At 67.5% G+C, this 17162-nt stretch carries 6 protein-coding genes; 3 read left to right on the top strand and 3 right to left on the bottom strand.

Annotated features, from left to right (window positions below; genetic code table 11):
* Nucleotides 1–9639 (bottom strand): GH-E family nuclease, encoded by a 9639-nt coding sequence (locus tag ACH54P_RS21695; RefSeq protein WP_489915494.1) that lies wholly within the window; start codon nt 9637–9639, stop codon nt 1–3.
* A 177-nt stretch (nt 9640–9816) separates the two neighbouring features.
* Here ACH54P_RS21695 and ACH54P_RS21700 point away from each other — a divergent pair, with 177 nt between their 5' ends.
* Both ACH54P_RS21700 and ACH54P_RS21705 read left to right on the top strand, forming a co-directional pair.
* The gene (locus ACH54P_RS21700; protein ID WP_489915496.1) at nt 9817–10899 is read left to right on the top strand and encodes a S8 family serine peptidase; all 1083 of its coding nucleotides are present in this window, start codon (nt 9817–9819) and stop codon (nt 10897–10899) included.
* Nucleotides 10896–11366 (top strand): hypothetical protein, encoded by a 471-nt coding sequence (locus tag ACH54P_RS21705; protein ID WP_489915498.1) that lies wholly within the window; start codon nt 10896–10898, stop codon nt 11364–11366. The genes ACH54P_RS21700 and ACH54P_RS21705 overlap by 4 nt, the downstream gene beginning before the upstream one ends.
* A 733-nt stretch (nt 11367–12099) precedes the next feature.
* Here the strand turns inward: ACH54P_RS21705 and ACH54P_RS21710 are convergent.
* On the bottom strand, nt 12100–13461 hold the full coding sequence (locus ACH54P_RS21710; protein WP_489915500.1) for a tyrosine-type recombinase/integrase: 1362 nt from the start codon (nt 13459–13461) through the stop codon (nt 12100–12102).
* A gap of 412 nt (nt 13462–13873) precedes the next feature.
* On the opposite strand from ACH54P_RS21710, the gene ACH54P_RS21715 reads away from it, so the two are divergent.
* The gene (locus ACH54P_RS21715; RefSeq protein ID WP_489915502.1) at nt 13874–16546 is read left to right on the top strand and encodes an RICIN domain-containing protein; all 2673 of its coding nucleotides are present in this window, start codon (nt 13874–13876) and stop codon (nt 16544–16546) included.
* 193 nt (nt 16547–16739) lie between these two features.
* Here the strand turns inward: ACH54P_RS21715 and ACH54P_RS21720 are convergent, their stop codons facing one another.
* Nucleotides 16740–17078, bottom strand: a complete 339-nt coding sequence (locus ACH54P_RS21720) for a hypothetical protein (RefSeq protein ID WP_489915504.1) — start codon at nt 17076–17078, stop codon at nt 16740–16742.
* Nucleotides 17079–17162 lie beyond the last annotated feature (84 nt).

The raw sequence follows: 17162 nt of genomic DNA on the forward strand, positions 1-17162 counted from the left end.
CTAGCGTTGCTCGTAGAGATGGCTCATGTTACTGTACGGATCCTCGATCCAGTAATGCGAGGGTTCGTTCTCGTACTCGATGAACCGCTGCCGGGTCCACTCTTCCAGCTGTGCACGGTCACGGGTTCGCCAATACTCGAACCCGGGCCTATGTCCGTAGTGGAACGGGCCGTCCTTCGGAATGATTTTACCGGTGTTCGGATCGATGTAGTTTCCGTCCTCGTCCTGCGGCTGCGCGGCACGAACCGCGGCCTTCGTGGATTCGCGAAGATTGACTCGATCGTAGGTCGACGAGGTAACGGGGCGGTTCGGATCCGAAATGTATCGCCCGTCGGGCCCTCGTAACGGTTCTCTTGCCTTGATTTGGTCATCGAGCTGGCCAGTCGAGTCTTCGTCGACGCCGCTGTCAGTGGTGGCGTCCCATCCGGTTCCCGGGTCACCGCCATGTGACTCACCGAAGTCCGGCTCGACCGGCTGGCTTGCTCCTTGGAACGGAGTTTCGCCGGCGACCTCAGCGGGATTGACGTCTGCTTCGGTTCCAGTGTTCGCCGGCTCGTCGGCAGGGCCGCTGTCACCGTTCTTCATACCCGGCTGGGTCGGCGCAGTGTTCTGTCCGCTCGGCCGTTCGTTGATCGGTTTCTGGGTGATGCCGTCTTCGGCAGTCGGCTTGCGCGGCCCGTCGGGCACATCGCACTCCCCAGCGGACGCTGGGAAGAGGCCGCCCTCGAAGAATTCCTCGAACAGTTCGTCGTAGAAGTAGCGTCCGCCGCTACCTACGCGGCGACCGTTCTCGTAGATGTCGCCCTCTTCGGTCACATAGGGACCCGAGGACCAGTGCCAGGTCGGCGCCGGTGCTATTTCGTAGCTGTCCGACCACGAAAGGGAGCCGCCCAGGGAGAGGGCCGCCTGGATGTCGGCCTCGCTGAGGTAGCTGACTGCCGCGCCGGCGGGGCGTGGCTTGCCGCGAGATTTGCCGCGGGAACCACCCCGACTCGAGCTGCTACCGCGTGATTTGCCGCCGCAGGAGCTGTTGCCTGTGGGGTCGAGGTTGTCGAGCGGGTCGTCGTCACCGTAGGCGTAGCCGTTGCCGGTCGCTGCCGACCCGCCGATGGTCTGCATGGTGTCCTGGCTGGTGAACCCGCCTGACGCCGGGTTGTACCAGCGCGACGCCGTGGCCACGAAGCCAGTCGTGGGACTGGTCCAGCCACCCTGGTAGCCGAGGTCATAGCTGTTTCCCGAGACCGCGGCCTGTTGGCCGTACGGATCGAATGCCGTGGAACCGTCGAGCGAGGCGCCGCCGGCGGTGAAGGTCGCGGTGAGATCGCCGTGGGCGTTGGTGAAGGCGAGTGCCGAGTGCCCGCCCCGGCTGACCGACAGCAGATCGCCGTCGGGACCGCGACCGTAGGTGTCGGCGCCGTCGCCGGTGAGAACGCTGGTGGTGCCGTCGTAGCTGAAGGTATTGGCGCCGCTGGTCAGCATGCGGCCGAGGGAGTCGTAGCTGTAGTTGTTCGTGCCGTCGGTGCCGAGCTGGCCGAAAGCGTCGAAGGTGTAGCCGGTCGTCGTCCCGCCGGAGGTCTTCGACGACAGGGTTCCGCGAGCGGTGTAGGTGTACGACGTGGAACCGGCGCTGACCAGCTGGTTGCGTTCGTTGTACGTCGCCGTTGCCGACCCGGCCTGGGTTCGGTTGCCCGCACCGTCGTAGCCGTAGGTCGTCGTCGTGCCGCCGCTGGTGGCTGAGGTCAGCCGCCCGGATTGGTCATACCCGTAGCTGGTACCGCCGGCGCCCGCGGTGCCGGCGGTGGTGAGGCTGGTGATATGGCCGTCGGGGTCGTGGCCGTAGGTGATCGAAGCCTCGGCGGTGCCGCCGGGTGCGGTCAGGGATTGGCCGGTCAGTTGGTGCTGGTCGTTGTAGGTGTTGGTCTGGGTGGCGGCCGAGGTGCCGTACCCGATCGAGGTGACTTGCCCGATCGTGTTGTAGCCGTAGGTGGCGGTGGTGCCGGTCTGGGGGTCGGTGGCGGTGGCCAGCTGCCCGGCGGCGTCGTAGGTGAAGGCTGCGGTGCCGGCCCGGTCGGTACGAGTGGTCAGCTGTCCGTTGCTGTTGTAGCCGAAGCTGCTGGTGCCGGCGGGGCCCGCGGCGGTCAGCAGGTCGCCGCGGTCGTCGTAGGTGAACGTCTCGGTGCCGCCGGGCGCGCCGACGGAGGTGAGGCGGTCTGCGGCGTCGTACCCGAAGCTGCGGTTGGGCGTCGGGGCTTGTGCGCCGGTGCCGGTCTCTGCGGTGACGCGGCCCAGCGCATCGTAGGTGACGGACGTGCCGACTCCGCCGGGTAGCGAGACCGCCGTCGGTCGGCCGGCGCTGTCGTAGGACAGGGTGGCTGTGCTGTCGGCGGTGGTGGTGTATCCGGCGACGTGCGGCGCGATCTTCGACTCGAGCAGGCCCAGGCTGTTGTAGGTGAAGGTGGTGACGTGGCCCGCGCCGTCGGTGGACCGGGTCAGGTGGCCGGCAGCGTCATAGCCGTTGCCGGTGGTGATCGTCGATCCGGCCGAGACCGGGTCGACGCGCTGGGTCAGCCGCCCCTGGGCGTCGTGGCTGTAGACGGTTGTGGCGCCGGTCGCGTCGGTGCTGGTCGCCAGGTTGTCCGCCGGGTCGTACGTCGCGCTGGTGGTGGCCAGGGTGGTTCCGGCGGCGTCGAGTTCCGCCGATCCGGTGTGTCGACCGGCCGGGTCGTAGGTCTTTGTCGTAGCTGTGCCGTCGGGCAGGGTGGTGCGGGTCGCGCGGCCGAGGTCGTCGTAGTCGTAGGTGGTCTTGTGCTGGAGCGGGTCGGTTTCGGACGTGGTTTCGCCGAGCCGGTTGTATTCGTAGCTGGTCTGCTGCCCGCCGGGCTGGGTGACGATGGTGGGCAGGCCGAGGAAGCGGCCGTTGAGGCCGTAGGTGAACTGGGTGGTGTAGGCGGCGGCTGTGGGTTGGCGGACGATGTCGGTCGAGGTCAGCTGTTCCCTGGCAGCGTCGTAGGTGGCTTCGTGACGTGCCCCGGTCGGATCGGTGGCCGAGAGCAGGTCGCCGTCGAGGTCGTAGCCGTAACGCCAGACCGGGGTGGTACCGCCGGCCGTGGGCAGGCTCTGCCGGGCGAGGTGGCCGAGCTGGTCGTAGGTGTTCGTGGTGACGTTGCCGAGCGGATCGGTGCTGGTGAGGACGTTGCCGAGGGCGTCGTAGGTACGGCTGGACGTCGGGGTGAGGCTCGTCGTGGTCCCCGGCGGTGTGTATGCCGGAGAGGAGACGGCCAGCAGCTCCCCGTCGGCGTCGTAGGTGTCGGTGGTGATGTTTCCGTCAGGATCGGACGTCGCCGTCGGTTCGTCGAAGGTGTCGTAGCCGGTCTGGCTGATCGGCCGGGCCTGGACCGGCGCACCGCCGCCGGTTTCCACGCTCGTGGCGGGCGCTGTCGTCGTGGTCAGCCGGCCGAGGGCGTCGTGGGTGTAGTCGGTGGTGTAGCCCGTCCCGCGCGGATCGGTCATCGAGGTCGCGACGCCGCGCTGGTCGTAAGTCCACGATGTGATGAGGTCGGCGGACCCGTTGTGCACGGTCTGGGACGTCCGGTCGCCGAGGACATCGTAGGTGTAGTCGGTGTCGTAGGTGCTCGTACCGTCCACTTCGGACTGCTTGGTGATGTTCCCCGCGGCGTCGCGGGTGTAGCCGATGGTCGTCTGGCCGTCACAGGTGCAGCTGTCGGTGAGGCGGGCGTAACTGCTTATCCGGCCCGCTTCGTCATGGAAGTAGTAGGTCTGCAGTACGTTGTCTTTCGGGCCCTGGTCGATCTCGAAGAGGGCGCCGGCTGGCTCGTAGTCGTAGAACCGGAAGAAGGTTGCGGGGTCTCCGGGACCGCTGAGGGTGTCTGTGGAGAGGGCGCCGCGGGCGGTGTAGGTGTAGGCGTGCTGCCGCCCCATGGCGTTCGTGTCGAGGGCGAGCAGTCCGGCCGGGTCGTAGGAGCGGAAGTCGAGGACGAGGTCGGCGGCGGGCGAAGGGGCGTTCGGGTCACCGGTCCAGTTCCGCAGCGTCGTGGTCAGGCGTTGCCGGTTGGCGTTGTAGCTGTACGCGTAGCTGTTGCCGCTCGGGTCTGTGGTGGTGCTGATGTTGCCGTAGGCGTCGTAACCGTACGTGCTGCGGTGGTTCAGCGGGTCGGTGTGGCTGTCGCGCTGGTTGTGGCTGTTGTAGGTGTCCACTGTGGCGCGTGCCGTGTCGCCGCCGGTCGTGTCCGACACGGTCGATGTGAGGGTATTGCCGTCCGGGTCGTAGGTGAGGCTCGTTTGTCTGGTGTGGACCCTGCCGGTGACGGCGTCGGTCGTGGCCGGATCGAGTCTGCTGAGCAGGCGGCTGTTGCCGTCGTAGGTGTAGGCGGTGGTGATCCCGATGGGGAAGGTGTCGGAGTAGTCGGTCTGACCGGTGCGGCGCCCGAGGTTGTCGTAGGAGTACGTCGTCCGGGCTCCGCTGGCCAGCATGACCTGGGCGAGGTCTCCGGCGTTGTCGTAGCTGTAGCTGGTGACGTGGTGGAGCGGGTCGGTGCGGGTGGCGAGCAGCCCGGCCGGCTGGGTGCCACCTCCGATCGCTGTCTCGGTGCCGGTGGTGTAGGTGCTGGTGTTCTGCCCGCCGAGTGGGTCGGTGACGGTCAGGAGGTCACCGTGGGTGGAGTAGCTGTAGCCGGTGAGGTAGGTGGTGTCGTTCTGGTCCGCGGAGTTTTCGTTGCGAAACGCCGTGGGTTCGTCGTCGCGGGGGTCGGTGCTCGCGTAGGTGCCGGCGGCTGGATAGGTGTAGTAGCTGGTGGCGGTGTTCCAGTCGCTGGTGTCGCCGGTGGTGCGGGACAGCAGGTTCCCGCGGGTGTCATGGGTCGTGAGGACGTAGGCGCCGTCCGGATCGGTTGTCCGGTAGGGGAAGCCGTTGACGTCGTAGCTGTGAGATGTCGTGTTGCCAAGGCCGTCCGTCGCGGCGACGAGGCGCCCGCCGCCCGCGGGGTCGTAGACGGACTTCAAGGTCGCAGTGCCGGGGTCGGTGACCGTGACCGTCGTGAAGGGTGTGGTGCTCGTGGCCGCGGCGTGGGACGCGTCGTACAACGCCTTGATCGTGCCGGCGTTCGGCGTCACATAGCCGAAATTGGTGACGTTGGCGATGGAACCGGTGAAGTATCCCTGCGGGTTAGCCGTCGGCGCGGCCGGCCAGGCGCTGCTGATGTAGCCCGCACCGACGTAGGTGGTGTCGTCGCCGTCACAGTCGCCGACGTCCTTGCTCCGGGTGGCCACGGGCATGCCGTCGAGGTACAGCTTCTCGTCCCAGGCGGCCCCGTCGCTCTCCCAGACCAGAGCGACGAAGTGCCACTTCCCGTCGGCGACTCCCGACGGCGAAGCCATCGGCGTGTAGTAGCCGTCCCATCGTTCGCCGTAGAGCTTGCCATCCGTGCCGACGTACAACTCGGGGTGGGCGTCGGCCGGGACACCGGAGGTGCCGGGTGCTTGGGACTGGCAGCCGAGGAGAACGCCGCCCGGGTTGGAGGTCTTGAACCACAGCCCGAAGTCGCCGTTGGCAGCCTGTGGCAAGGCGACCCATGAGCTGGTGCCGTTGAAGCCGGCCGCGGTGTCCGCCGCGCCGGTGATCATGCCGGGCTGTCCGAGGGTGACGTTGTGGTAGGTCGCGTATCCGTCCGAGCCGATGGGGTCGTAGCCGTTGCCGTGGGCGTTGCCCGTGGTCATCAGGTTCGCGGCTTGGGTACCAGAGGACTCCCCCAGCGACCAGTGGTTACGCGGCAGCGCGCTGAGGACGGCGCCGCGGTATTGGGCGCTGGATCCGGAGGACGACGGTGAGCCGATGGTCCAGCTGCCGCCGTTGGCGTCGGTGACCCGGGTGGCGCGGTCGATGACGTTGTCGTATTGGACCTGCGCCGCTGTCTTTCCGTTCGGGCTGGTGACCGACGTCAACTCGGCTGCGGCGGTGGTTCCGGCGGCGTACTGCTGAGCAATGGCGGGCGCGCCCAGGGCGTGGGTGTAGAACGCCGTTTCGGCGATGTTGCCGGAGAAGTAGCTCCAGCCGGCGGGCGGGCCGTTGATCCAGGCGTTGGTGTTCACGTAACCGGCGCCGACGAAGTCTTCGGGATCGTAGTTGCCCAGCTGCCCGGCCTTGGTGCCGACGAGGGCGCCGTCCAGGTACAGCGACTGCGTCGTGCCCTGTCCGGTCAGTGTCGCCTGGTGCCAGGCACCGTCGTTGACCTTCCCCGCGGATACGGTCGGGGCCACGGCGCCGGTCCAGAACTGGCCGTAGAGCTTGCCGTCGGTGCCGACGTACAGCACGGGCATCGATCCGGAGCTCGGATTGGCGCTGCCGATCGGGCTGTGTCCGGTGGACAGCAGCACGCCGGCGGGACCGTTCGCGGTCGTCTGGAACCAGAGCTGGACGGACAGGTAGGTCGCGGACCCGACCAGGTTGTCCGGCAAGCGGACTGATGCGTTGCCGCCGAACGCCGTCGCGGTGTCGGGTGACCCCGGGTGAGGTGTGGAGGTGCTCGACGATGTCGCGGTGGAGGTGCCGTTGAGGGTGCCGAGGTTCGGACCGACCTCGTCGACCGCGGTGGTCGCCGTCGAGGTCTGGTTGAGCCGCCAGTAGGCGTAGGGCTGGGCGTCGAGGACCGTGGACCGGTAGTGCGAACCGGCACTGCTGCCGCTGGTGTAACCGTAGGTCGTGCACTGGGTCGCCGAGGTCGGCGGGCAGACTTTGGTGAGCGTGTCGCCGGCGTAGCTGTAGGTCCACGTCAGCGGGGCGCCGCCGGTGGTGACCGGGTCGGTGCTCACTTGGCCGACGTGGGCGCCGTTCCAGGTCAGGTGCAGTGAGCGGCCGCCGGCGGTGTTGGTGATCGTGCTGAGCGCGCCCCCGGCGTCGTAGGTCAGGGTTTCGGTCCGGCCATCGGCGTCGGTGACGGTGGTGAGCTTCCAGCTCGCGCCGACGTGGCGGCCGAAGGTGTAGGTCGTGCCGCCACGGTCGGTCAGGGTGAATCCGCCGCCGGAGACGGGGCTGAACGTGGCGTAGGTGCCCTGCGGTGGCGCGAAAGTTGTGCCGTCGACATTGAGGCCGAAGCGCAGGGTCCGGCCGTCCGGATAGGTCACCACGACGTTGCCGGAGCCGTCGCTGTCCGGCGTGGCTGCCATGTCGTAGGCGGTGGACCAGCCGCTGCCGAACAAGCTGGTGGTTCTCGGGTCGAGCGAGTTGTACGACCGAGTGATCGTCAGTGCCGGGCCGGTGACGGCGACGTTTGCGTCGGTGGCGGTGCTGGTGTAGTCGCCGACGCCGGCGTCGAAGCCGCGGCCGGCTTCGGCGGTTGCCGCGGTGCCGAGGTGGGAGGTGATCAGAGGCTGCGGCACGGCGGTCGAGAAGTACGCGGGTACCGAAGGTGCGCTCTGCCCGAGGTGGTCGCGTACGGCGACGGTCCAGGAATAGGTCTGGTTCCACGCCAGCTTGTTTGCGGGCACGCTCCAGTTGGGTGTCTGCACCCAGCCGGAGTCGGCCAGCGTCGGCGGGGTGCTGCTCCCCGCGGCAGGCGGCCCGTACAGGACGAAGTCGTAGTCCAGGCCGCTCGCCGGGTAGTTGTCCGGGTCGTGCCCGGTCGCCATCAGCTGTGGGGTCAGCGAGCCGAGGACCACATTGGACGGTGGGTTGGCGGAGTCGATCTGCGGTGGCGTGTTGGCGGAGTTGATCAGGCTGCACGTCGACGTCGGCACCCCGTAGCCGGTGTTGAATGAGGTGGATCCGTTCTGCATGTCCCAGCACAAGTAGTACTGGCCGGGTGTCACCGCGCCGATGGCGGCGTTGACGGTGACCGATCCGTTAGGGCCGACCGACTGCGGCAGCGAGGTTTTGGGCGCGGTGACGGAAACTCGCTGCCAGCTGGTGGTGTAGAGCTGGTAGGACAGGGTGGTGCCCGGCGGGGTCCAGGTCCCCGTGCCCCGGTTGGTCACGGTGACCTGTTGGGAACCGGCGGCGGTTCCGGTTGGCTGGACGTAGCTGTTGGAGACCCGGTAGTCCGCGCCGTACGGGCTGTAGGTGATGGACAGGTACGGCGGGTAGGGGGAGTTGACGCTGTCGAAGCGCTTCCAGGCGTAGGTGTCACTGCCGCTGGCGTATAGGGCGAGGCCGAGGTTCCCGCCGCCGTGGGCCCAGCTCTCGACGAGCTGGGTCCCGGCGGCGGAAGGGTTGTCGCCGAGGTCGATCGACTGCCACACCGGGCCGCCGCAGCTGGTGCCGCCCGCGAAACTGTTGCTGCCGATCACTCCGCCGTAGGACAGTCCGGGGTACTGGTTGATCGACGACACCGACCAGCCGCTGGTGATCGGCGCGACGTACACGGGGCGGGGCGAGCAGGAGTAGGACCAGATTTCGTCCAGGTCCAGGGTGACGGCCTCGACGTAGTTGTTCGCGAGAGCCGCGCCGACGTTGAAGTTCAGGTAGGAGTTGGCGACGTTCCCTCCGCCGTTGAACGTCCCGACTTTCAGTTCGGCGTCACTGCTGTAGTTGTTTTTGTACGGGCTCATCACATACGTCGAGGACACTGTGTTCAGGTCGGACACCGATGGATCGACCGCGACCGGGAAGACACGCGCCGGGTCCCGCAGCCACACCGGGTCCAGGCTCACCCGCAGCACCTGCTGGCCGTTGGCGGTGTCCAGGGCGTAGGTGACGCCGATGGACATCGCGCCGTCACCCGAACGCGGATCGACCTTGGCGTCCTCCATGAAGCCGTTGGTGATCGTGTCGACCACGCGGCCCGTCGCGTCGGAAAACTCGACACTGCGACCATCGGCGCCGAGCTTCGCGGTGACGCCGGTCAGATGCAGCGGGAAGCTCCAGCTGGTCGGCGCGGACGCGTCGTGCAGGACGAGGGTCTCCTTGGCTCCGACAGCGGTCGCCTGGTACTTGAGGTCCGCGTGCGGCCGAACCGTTGGGTAGGTGATCGCGCTGCCGTCGGGTTCGCCGGCCGCGGGTGCCGAGTCCTGCAGCGAGAACCCGATCGACGCCCCGCCGGTCAGCGGCACGGAGACCAGCTCTGGTGCGTTGGCCGTCGCGGCGAACGTGACGCCCGGCGAGTTCGCTTTTTCGTGCCAGGCACCGTCGCCGCCGCGGACCAGGGTGGCGTCGATGTCGTTCCATGCCCCCGTCGCCGTTCGGTAGTGCACCGGGGTGCTGTAGACCCGCGCGGTGAAGCTGCCGTCGTCGTTGGCGAAGACTTTCGTCGTGGGAGTCCGGTCCGAGACGACTTCCGACCGTTGCTTCGGCTTCCGGGTCGGTGTGCGCGCGTCCGCGTTCCCCGCCGTGGACGTCGCTCGTTCCGAGTTGGACAGCTGCGGGGTCACCGCAGGCAGCTGCGGACCGGCTTCCGGAGCTCCTGGCTTGGTTCCAGGCGGGCGCCCTTTTTGCTTCGTCGACAGTGCCGATGGCGCCTGGTGTGACTTTCCGGCCGCGGTGCCGGAAGCCTGGTGTGGCGTCCACACGCTTGCCGACGCGATGCCCGCCGACTCAGTCAGCCCGGCGATCAGCACGACCGCGAGAAACCAGCTAACGACTCTTTGCGCCCTTCCGGAAAATCGCACACGCCAGCGGCTCACGCCCACCACGTCCCCAGTATCGGGCGCACTCCCCCTCTGGAGGCGCAGCAACGCAACAATCAGACACTTGAGATCGGAAAGTCAATACGTGGAACCGTCTTGTCCCGGAAGGTCCGTTTTGGACTAGTCCATTGAGGTACCTGAACGGTTATGCTCCACACTGCACGAGGCGGGAGGATTTCATTGGTGCGAAGAAAGTTGTTCCTTGTCCTGTTTGCCGGAATGATGGTGATGACCGTGACGCCGGCGTCGGCGGCCGGTGAGCGCGAAGCCGAATGGCCGTTGGACTCCCAACATCTGCGCGCGGAACAAGTGTGGGCGATGGCACGAGGCCGCGGGACCACGATCGCGGTCCTCGACAGTGGCTGCCAGGCTGACCACCCGGACCTGGCCGGGCAGGTTCTCCCGGGCACCGGCTTTGCCGGTGTCGCCGGCGACAGCGGTCAGTCGGACCGTTCCCGGGACTCGCACGGAACTTCGATCGCCGCGATCATCGCCGGGTCCGGAAAGAACGATGCGGGTGCCGGCATGATCGGCCTGGCGCCGGACGCCAAGATTCTCCCTGTACGAGTCACAATCGATGGCGAGACACAACCGGTCTCACTCGCCGAGGGAATCATCTACGCCGTCGACCACGGCGCCCGGATCATCACTATCTCCGAATCGATATCAGTACCCGACCCAAATCTGCGTTCCGCAGTCGGCCACGCTCTCGAACGCGGCGCCCTCGTCGTCGCGGCCACCGGGAACAGTGGTCGCGACGGAAATCCTCCGTCATATCCGGCTTACTTCCCGGGCGTGGTCGCCGTCACCGGAGTCGATTCCGGTAACGAGTTCTGGCCGGATAGCCAATCAGGTCCACAAGCGACACTGGCCGCTCCGGCCACGGATATCGCGTCCGCGAACAACCACGGCGGATACCTCCGTGGCGATGGCACCAGCTACGCCGCGCCCTACGTCGCTGCCGCCGCCGCGCTGGTCTGGTCGAAATGGCCCGACCTTCCTGCAGGGCGGGTCATCCGGCAGCTGATCGACACCGCCGATCGTCACGGCGACGCCACCCATGACGACCACTACGGATTCGGCATCGTGAACCCGCTGAAGGCCTTGACCTCGGCACCCACGACGGCAACCGGATTTCCCGCCGTCACAACCGATACGAACACCTCGCATTGGCCGTGGACGGCGAGCGTCATCGCCGCAGTTGCGGCGATGACGCTCGGCTGGTTCTTGCGCCGGCGGGTCGTTCGCGGAAAGGGAAAATCGTGAAACGACTGCATTGGGCCGTCCTCGGTGTACTGTTGGCTGTTGCAGGAGTCACAGCGACCGTTCTCCTGCGCCCCGCCGAGCCTGCGCCGCAGCCAGTCGCTTATGCCAACATCTCGCGCAATGCCCGCATCTGCCTCGCCAGCACCTCCTCAGGCGACGCACCGGAGATCTGGCGAGCAATCCAGGCGGAGACCAAGGGCGAACCGGTGAACGCTCAACACCTCATCTCCCCGAACCGGCGGCCCGACACGATCGCGCCGTTTCTCAACGGCGTTCTCGCCCTCCGTTGCCGCCTGGTCGTCACCACAGGCGGCGATATGCACGACGCAGTCACCGCTGCTGCCAAGTCACATCCGGAACAGGCGTTCGCATCCGACGACAAGTCGATCACTCTGCCGAACGTCCGGAACGTAGACACGGCTCCCGAGGTCGTTCAGCTCATCCGCGAGGTGACGAACGGGCGCTGAAGAATGTGCGCATGAACGCAAGTGACTCGTCGGATCGATGCTAGGCACGTCCGCACCTCGACTATGCCGTAGCGCGGACTGACTCAAGTGCGGCAGCGGGGGCCACGTTTGCAGGCAGCCAGCTTGGTCAGCTCGGCCTCGTAGCGGGGACGGTCGGCCGTAGGTGCGCCGAGTCGTAGCGCAGCACGACCCGGGCGGCCTGAAACACGTCGGTCTTGGGCGTCCCGCCAGCCGAGCCGTCGGATCTAGCCACATGCCAACTACGAACCGCTACTGGGCACGCAGATTCCATGACCCAACGAATGCACTCTCATGCCGCGATGAGGACGCTTGTCAAGGCATAGTTGAAGGCCTTCTGGCCGCAGCGCCGAGGGACACGATGGACACCATGATCGCGGAAATCACCGGGAGGTAACGCGCCCGAGCGTGACTCTGCCGCACGTGCGAACCCAACTGAGCGCCACGCGCAGCCTCCCTGAACGAGTTTCAGAACAAACCCGTGCAGGCCGCCAGCGACGGTCTCTCGCCAATTAATGTGGAGCAAACCTGGAGCACAGCCACGATGCCAACCGCATCCAACTGCACAGGACCGCACTCAACGGCAGCCAACTGCGCCACGCGACCAGCAGGTTCTCCATACCCGCAGGTCAGGGCCATGTTCGGCCCATACTGGCAGTGAGGGGGTCAGGGGTTCGAGTCCCCTTAGCTCCACATCGCAATGAACCCCTTCGTTTCAGTCTTCCGGGCTGGTCGGAGGGGTTTTCTGCAGTGTCGGTTCGATCTTCGGTGATCGGCTTGCGGCGTGATCTTGTGCTCCTGCTGGGGCAGAACTGGAGCACTGCCCCGGCGCGGCGGCGGTGCGGTGTTCCCGCTGCTCCCGGGCTCGTCCGTCGGGTGACCCCACCGTGGCGAAGAGGGGGACAACCGGCGCCATCCGCCCACCCTCGACCACACTCGGTGTCGGTGGCGGCGGTGCCGCGGTGTGCCAGCGGCGCTCGAGGTCCTCGAGCAGCCGCTGCTCGACCTCCGGGGCGACGTGGGAGTAGGTCTCGATGACCCGGTTGTCCAGGTGGTGACCGAGCCGGCGGGCCTGGGCGATCTCCGGCACGCCGCCGGCGATCAGCCACGTCTTGTGACTGTGCCGCAGCCCGTGGAAGGTCAAGCCCGGCCGGACCGCCGCGCACTCCGCCTTCGTCCCGGACGCCTCGGTGCCGTCGACCGCGGGGCGGAAGACGCGGCGCAGGAACGTCGAGCGCCACAACCAGGTTCCGCTCGGCGTGGTGAATACGAACTCATGCCGGTGCCGGGCGAGGTGCTCGCGTAGCAGTGCGACCAGGAAGGGCGGCAGCGCGATCGGCCGGGCGGAGGCCCGGGTCTTCGGCGGACCGAGCCATCGCATCGACCCCGACTCGTGCAGCGCCCCCACCAACGGATCGATCACCAGCAGACCACGCCGGAAATCGACGTTGTCCCGGTGCAGGCCGGCGAGTTCGCCCCACCGGCAGCCGGTCCAGGCCGCGGTGATGATGAGCAGCCGCGCGATGGGGCCGCCGAGGACGCCGGCCTGCTCGGCGATCCGCACCACCTGCTCCGGCGTCGCCCACACCCGCTCCGGCACCGCCCGCCGTGACCGCCGGCCACGACGCCTCCGCCGCCGCACCGGATTGAACGGGATCAGCCGCTCATCGGCGGCATCGGTCAGCAGCATCGACAGGAGGTTCAGCTGTGAGCTCACTGTCGACGGAGCGAACCCGTCCCGTTCCAGTTGTCGGGCCCATTCGGTCACGCCCAGCCCCGTGATCGCACCCGGCGGCACGTCCCCGAACTTCGGCAAGATGTGGCACCGCCGCCGGCTCCGGTAGGTCTCGATCGTCCGCCGATCGAGATCCAGCGACCGGAACCACCGCGCCACCCACTCGGCGACCGTCACGGCGCTGTCGGCCGGATCGATCCACACCCGCCGACGCCGATCCACCTCCAACCCAGCGGCGTAAGCGGCAGCATCACGCCGCGAGCCGAATCCGGACACCGACCGAACACCGAAACCTTGCCGTCGATTCCCACGCGCGCCGCGAGAACGCAGCAGGCCGACCATCGCCCGCGATGTCCAGCTCACGTAACGGAAGGGGTCGTACGTGCCCAACGACGGGCGTAACCGGCCGCTAGCCGACGTCTCCGGCGCCGCAACTAACGACGGAGAACGGGTCATCCAGTGGACCGCCGACGGCGGAGCATCCAGTTGCGGCTTTGAAAGTTTCACGGGATTGCGCTCTTCTTTCGCCGCAAGCCATAGACGTGTTTGACACCACGAGTCGACCCCGCTTATCGTTCTGTCGAACCGGTTCGAACGCGATTGCTTACCGACCGATGCCCTGCTCCGCGGGCATGGAGCCGGTAGACGAGTCCATAGTGGACCTCTCCATTTTGGCGGCCCCGGCGGGTAGTGACGATGGGTCCGATGATCGGTGTATCCCCGTAGACGCGACACCCTCGAAAGGGGTTTCTTGATGCGTCAGAACAACCCTCGCACGCTATCCCAGCGCCTCGCCCGCGCAGCGCTGGCCGGCGCCACACTCCTCGCGATCATCGACACGGTACAACCCGCCGCCGCAGGACAGCCGGCCGTCGCAACACAGCCAGCCCCCGCGGCCGCAGCTGCCGGCGCCGCCGCGATCGCTTCGGTCGACCTGGCCGGGACGTGGAGTTTCACGCCGGCGGGTCGGGGGGCGACCTCGATCACCGTGCCCGGCGGCGGCTGGTACAAGCAGGGCTTCACCGACGTGAACGAGGCGGTGTACTCGCGCACCATCACCGTGCCTGACTCGGGTCAGCCGCAGTCGACGTGGATCGAGTTCGGAGCGGTCAATCACCAGGCGACGCTGTCGGTCGACGGCCGGGTGGTGGCGACGCAGACCACGGCGTTCACGCCGTCGAATTTCGACATCACCGCCTACGCGGCCCCCGGTAGCACCCACACGATCAGCGTCGCCGTGAAGGGCCGCGGCGCGTTGAAGGCGTCCAACGGCCGGTACCTGGTGCCCGACGCCGCCGACTGGTCCGAGGCGGTCCCCCAGGGGATCTACCGTTCGGCGTTCCTGCGGACGTACCCGGCGGTGTACGTCAGCGACACATTCGTGCGTACGTCGGTGGCGAACAAGACGTTGAGCTACGACGTGTCGGTGCGTAACACGTCGGGCAGTTCCCGGTCGGTGACGTTGACCGGGTCGCTGTCGTCCGACAACGGAACGGCTTTCAGCTACCCGGAACTGCCCAGCCGTACGGTCACCGTGGCGGCCCACTCGACCGTGACCGTGACCGTCGGGCCGGTCGCGTGGAACCTCGACAGCACCTCGTACTGGTGGCCCAACGTGCCGTACCGGTCGGGGTACCGGGCGCAGCTGCACCGGCTGGCGGTGCATGCCGTCGGCGATGACGGGCACACCAGCGACGCCACGTACCGGTTCGGGTTCCGGGAGGCCACCCAGAACGGTGACTACTACTACCTCAACGGCGTGCGCGTGAACTTCCGCGGCGACAACCTCCAGGGTGCCGACTATGACCGGGTGAACAACGGCGGCAAGGGCGACGCCTACGACACCCTGCCCGGCTTCCTGCCCCCGTCGCCCGGCAACGGCGGCTGGCCGCAGGCGGTCGACAACTACCAGCGGCTCAACTACAACGTGGCCCGCATCCACCAGGAGCCCGCCAGCCCGTACATGCTCGACGTGGCCGACGAGATGGGCCTGATGATCATCGGCGAGACCGCGATTCGCGGCTCCTCCGGCAAGCAGGATTGGATCGCCGGGCACGACAACATGGTCAACCACGCCCGTGCGCTGGTCCTGCGCGACCGCAACCACCCCGCGGTCATCCGCTGGAGCCAGGTCAACGAGCCGAACCAGAGCGGCCAGGATTCCGAACAGTTCGAGAAGGACCTGTACGCGGCGATCAACGGCAACGATGGCACCCGGCCGGTCATTGCCGAGGTGGGCGTCGACGGGAATCTCAACGGGTATCCCGGGATGACGTACGCCAACTTCGCGGTGTTCCCGCACTACGTCGACGGCTTCGGCAGGTACGGGGAGGGCCTGAAGACCGTGAATGGGCGGCCCGACGGCGAGGGCGAGTACATCTGGCCGGCCTGCAACACCAAGCAGGGCTTCGAGTGGTTCGCCACGGCAACCCTGGCCAAGCGCGGCAAGAACGCCACCGACCTGCGTCCGTACACACTGCTGTCCGCCTGGGCCGGCGTCGTGCCCGGAGTGCGGACCACCGACTTCACCCCGGAGGAGGGCGGTCGCCCCGTCTACGGCGCGGACAACCTCCCGGACCCCTGGAGCAACCCGCAGATCCAGCGCGTGCAGGCGGCGTTCAACCCGGTGGCCGCGGTCGACCTGCCGTTCTGGTCGGCCTCCGGCGTCTCGGACTCCAACGGCACCTTCCCTCTGCCGCAGGCCGTGCCCAACTACGCCCGGAACGCCACGGTCACCCGCAACATCACCGTCTTCAACGACGACTTCGCCGACACTTCGGTGGGCCTCACCTGGACGGCGCGGCTCGACGCGCCGGACGGCGCGGTCGTCGCGTCCGGAAGCACGACCCTGACCGTCCCGCTCGGCTCGCGGGTCACCCAACCGGTGTCCTTCACCACCCCGGCCACCGGCAACCGCGTGTACCTGCAGCTGTCGACCACGAAGTCCGGTAGCCCCGTCTTCACCGACGCGGTGGAGTACTTCAACCTCGGGGGAAGCGGCGGAGACGGACCCGCACCGGGCAACTACCGCATCGTCAACCGCAACAGCGGCAAGCCGCTCGCTGTCGCGGGCAACTCCACCGCGGACGGTGCCAAGGTGGTCCAGCAGAGCGGCACCGCCACCTGGACCATCGCCACGACCTCCGACGGCTCCTACACCCTCCAGTACGTCCCGAGCGGAAAGGTGCTCGACGTCAACGCCAACAGCAGCACGGCCGGGCTGCAACTGCAGCAGTGGACGCCCAACGGCGGCACCAACCAGATGTGGTACCTGCGGTCCACCGGCAACGGCTACTACACCATCGTCAGCCACGACAGCGGACTGCTGGCGGACGTCTACGGCGCGGCGACGAGCGACGGGGCGCAGGTCGTGCAGTGGGCCGCCAACGGCGGGGCCAACCAGCAGTGGCAACTGAACCGGGCCTGATCGGACGACCCGGTTCTCGCCTGCTGCCGCGGCGTCGACCGCTACCCCTGGCCGCTCGGCCCTGCGGCCAGGGGCGGCGGCGAGATGTCAACTCCGAACGTCGGCAAGCGAGCACCACCGAGCACCTTGTCTCCGCTCCCATCGGTACGGGCCGGCAGACCACCGCAGTGAACGCGTCGAACCGCCTCGCTGCTCAGTCGAACAGCTCCCAATCGTCGCGGTGTTGGTCGACTAGCCCGGTGGTGGAGTGTTCGGGTGGGACGACGTAGAAGCCCGGCAAGGAGGTACTCAGATCGACGAAGATCACCGCGTGCACGCCTCCGACGTCTTGATCGGTCGCTCGCCGTAACGGGCGGTCTGTGTTGATCCGGCGAGAAAACACTCTCGCCTTCTTGTGGTTGACGGTGAGTAGCCATCGTCGGTCCTCAGCTTTGAGGTCGACCGGATGAGGCGTCTGGCGAACTGCTTCGGCGGCCGCAAGGTAAGCACCGGCCTCGTTGAGTCGATCATTGCTGAGATGCTCGAAGTTCATCGGCACATTTTGACGTGCCGGCTGACCGGCTGCCGTCCGGTCATGCCGATGTGCGGGCGATCCCGCCAAGTGAGTCTCACGAGC

The sequence above is a fragment of the Amycolatopsis sp. N2S4-7 genome, from assembly GCF_058119595.1.